The sequence below is a fragment of the Chamaesiphon sp. OTE_20_metabat_361 genome (assembly GCF_031364565.1).
On record NZ_JANLWO010000171.1, the window covers coordinates 1 to 3,861 of the forward strand.

Genomic DNA, 3,861 nt, shown 5'->3' on the forward strand with positions numbered 1-3,861 from the left:
TCTTTGACGAATTCTTGATGTTGATTTGCTAGTCTAAGAAACATAGCTCTCCTTTTTTAGCACCACTTAATATTTTAGTATAACCTTTATTATTTTTTAATGTTCTTCTCATTGACAATCTTAATGGTTTGCACAGTTTCCTCGCACTTCGCTAATATACCGATCGAAAGCGTTGCCGTACTGGGGTTGATGGCGATCCTGGCAGTTGAGCGATTTGGGCTGGAGTCAAGCGCATCCCAAAAAATCGCTTTAACTAGGTGTCGGTGTCTAGCTGTTGATTTCAGAGTCTGACAGGATTCTCAGCAGAAAACTGTTGTATTAGGTACGAATATATCTCAGACTAATATCGCTACTAATAGTCATCATGGCGGATGACCGACCCGATCGCCACCACTTTGATGGCGCTATTATTACTAATTTAGCAGGAGCTGACACTGCGGCACGATCGGCTTAACGCGGCGGTGCGGCAGCCTAGATGTGTTAGCGCTCGGCACGGGCGAGACACTCAGCCTGTGCCGCAGCGCCGAGGAGACCGACTTGCGGTTCGAGGACGATCTGGACGGGGATATTGGTTAACAAATCGCTAATCCTACCTTTATGATTGAATGCTGCCATAAAAGTGCCATCGGTAATTAGAGGTAAATTTTTGGCAGCGATCCCACCCGCAATAAATAATCCACCGTAGGGCAGGGTTTTGAGGGCGAGATTTCCCGATTCAGCTCCATATATGGAGCCAAACATCTGCATGGTAGCTTGGGCGAGGGGGTCGGTTTTGGCGATCGCCTGTGCGGAGATGATACCCGCAGGATCGGCTGCTGTCTCGGGTTGAGACTCCCAGCGCTGGACTACATTAGCGATATCGGTATTTTCGGATAAGTCACCAGTATCGCGCAAAAATTGATAAATCGTGATAATTCCAGCCCCAGATAGTACCCGCTCGTTGGAGACTCGATCGATCTGCTTGCGACGACAGATATATTGGTATAGCTCGAATTCCTGGATCGATCGGGCGGCAAAGTCCGTATGTCCGCCTTCGGTGGCAATAACTTGATAGTCGGTGCCATTATGAATCAGGAATCCTTGCCCCAGCCCCGTACCCGCCCCAATAATCGCGATCGGGGCACGATCGCGCGGTTGTCCGGTTTGGAGCGTGTGGAGGTCGGCTGGCTGCAACTGGGTAATCCCATAGCCGATCGCGGTAAAGTCATTGATGAGCGTCAGGTTGGGGATCTGGAGTGCTTGCGCCAATTTAGCGGCGTTGAGATGCCAGTCGAGATTTGGTAAGTAAGATGAGCCATCGATTACGGCTCCAGCAATGGCCAGACAGGCAGCATCGATCTCGATTTGGGTGCCGAGCTGGGTTGGGGCTGCTGCCAAAAATTTCTGGACGATCGCCACGAGATCCGGATATTCTTGGCTGGGATATGACTGTTGAAAGCACGCAAGCTGGGGCGATCCGGGGTGAGCTAGTCGCAGGAGGGTTTTGGTACCGCCGACATCGCCTGATAGTAGATAATTCATGTCTTTTTCACCCGAGCGGTACAGCGATACAATAGAGAGGTGTTCGATCTAGAAGATCTCAGTCGGATCGCCAGTAGTGAAGCTCGAATCAGCGCGACGAACACCGTGGGAAAATTGAGTCGCTACCTTGAAGGCAAGGGTGCGATCTGTAAATATATTAGTATAGGTGGCGCGGCGATCGCCAGCGGTCATTGGCTACTGCGATCCAAATCTTTATCTTCGCGATCGATCGCCCGGTTGAAATACTTGTCACACTAGTTAACCTACGTTGCTACCGCGAGATGCCTACGATTGTATCTTGATTCGCTGTCTTGTCGTTGTCTTGTCTTGACGCGCTCGACCTGGAGGGAACCTCCGTGATGAGCGCGTCGAGTTCAGCACACAAACGGGAGGGAACCTCCAGGTGTCGCGCACCAAGCAGCGCGTCAAGACAGGTGGACTTTGCATCATAAGCAGCGGTCTCCAACCGCTGGGGCTATAGAACTGCGCCCCAATTGTGGGAAGATCGCTCCACCACAGCGCCATAAGATCTCACTAGCGCGGCTGATTTAGAGTAGCCATGCCAACGAATCGAACTTCCTTGATATACTGAACAAACACGATCGCCAATAATCGCCATCCCCTAGACATGCAGCCTACAGATCCTACCAAATTTACCGACCAAGCCTGGGATGCAATCATCAAATCGCAGGACGTTGCGCGGAGATCGTTCAACCAGCAGTTAGAAGTCGAACATGTCACGATGGCGCTGTTGGAACAACAGGATCTAGCGCCAAAAATTCTCGCGCGGGTGGGTGTCGATGTGGATAAATTTACCCGCCAACTTCAAGAATTTACCGCACGTCAGCCGCGATTGGATCGGGTGGTGGACTTATATCTAGGTAGAAGTCTGGATGTATTGCTCGATCGAGCTGAAGCGGCTCGGGAAAGCTGGCAAGAGCGGGTAATTGGAGTAGATCATTTGATATTAGCCCTGATGGACGACGATCGAGTCGGGCGGCGATTACTCAAAGCCTTTGATTTCGATCGCGCTCAATTAGAATCTGCCATCAAGCAGTTGCGAACGACAACGCCTAAAACTGCTCCTCAACAGCCGGAAGCTAGTGCGAGTGCCTTGCCTAAATATGGCAAAGATCTCACCGAAGCAGCCAGAGCTGGGCAAATGGATCCCGTGATTGGTAGAGACGAAGAGATCAAACGAGTCGTCCAAGTGCTGTCCCGCCGCCAAAAAAATAACCCCGTCCTGATTGGCGAACCTGGTGTCGGCAAAACCGCCATCGCCGAAGGATTGGCGCAACGGATCGTCAATGGCGACGTGCCCGAATCCCTCAAGGATCGCACCTTAATTTCCCTCGATATGGGCAGCCTGATCGCAGGTGCTAAACTCCGAGGTGAATTTGAAGAACGCTTGCGATCGGTACTCAAAGAAGTAACCGAATCGGCAGGGCAAATCGTCCTATTTATCGACGAACTGCATACCGTCGTCGGTGCGGGTGGCAATCAGGGGGCAATGGATGCGGGCAATCTGCTCAAACCGATGCTAGCACGGGGCGAATTGCGCTGTATCGGTGCCACCACGATCGATGAATATCGGAAATATATCGAGAAAGATCCCGCATTAGAACGCCGCTTTCAGCCCGTTCAAGTCAACGAACCCAGCGTCGAAGATACGATCTCGATCCTGCGGGGGTTGAAAGAGCGCTATGAAGTCCATCACGGGGTGAAGATTAGCGATTCGGCTCTAGTTGCTGCGGCTACCCTCTCCAGTCGGTATATCGCCGATCGGTTTTTGCCAGATAAAGCGATCGATCTCGTCGATGAAGCCGCTGCTAAGCTCAAAATGGAGATCACCTCCAAACCTGCCGAACTCGAAGCGATCGATCGGCGCGTCATGCAGCTCGAAATGGAGAAACTCTCCCTCCAAGGTGAAAACATCCTCAGTAATGGCTATCATCCCACCCAAGGACGGCTGGAAAAAATCGACGAGGAGATCGATACGCTCAAAGTCAAACAAGGCGAACTCAACAACCAATGGCAAGGCGAAAAGCAACTCCTCGATGGGATTAAAAGCCTTAAAGAGCAAGAAGACCAAATTCGCGTCCAAATCGAGCAAGCCGAACGCGCTTACGACCTCAATACCGCTGCCCAACTCAAATATGGCAACCTCGAAAAACTCCAACAAGAGCGCGACGTTAAAGAAACCGAACTCGCCGCCGTGCAAGTTCAAGGCTCTACCCTGCTGCGCGAACAAGTTTCCGACAGCGATATTGCTGAAATCGTCGCCAAATGGACGGGGATTCCCGTCAACCGTCTGCTCACCTCCGAGCGCCAAAAACTACT

3 protein-coding genes are annotated in these 3,861 nt (G+C 51.5%); 2 read left to right on the plus strand and 1 reads right to left on the minus strand.

Features of this window, described 5'->3' with window-relative positions:
- Positions 1–480 precede the first annotated feature (480 nt).
- Positions 481–1,521, minus strand: coding sequence for a glucokinase (locus RMO35_RS04730; RefSeq protein ID WP_309738922.1), 1,041 nt, complete (start codon positions 1,519–1,521; stop codon positions 481–483).
- Positions 1,522–1,560: 39 nt separating this feature from the next.
- Between RMO35_RS04730 and RMO35_RS04735 the strand changes: the two genes are divergently transcribed.
- A complete protein-coding gene (locus RMO35_RS04735) occupies positions 1,561–1,779 on the plus strand; it encodes a hypothetical protein (protein WP_309738923.1) in 219 nt (72 codons plus the stop codon).
- 370 nt (positions 1,780–2,149) lie between these two features.
- Positions 2,150–3,861, plus strand: a 1,712-nt coding sequence (locus RMO35_RS04740) for a Clp protease N-terminal domain-containing protein (protein WP_309738924.1), incomplete at its 3' end; no start/stop codon positions are given.

Coding starts and splice junctions, on each gene's coding strand:
- RMO35_RS04730 (WP_309738922.1), bottom strand. CDS start 1,521: ATGAATTATCTACTATCAGGCGATGTCGGCGGTACCAAAACCCTCCTG.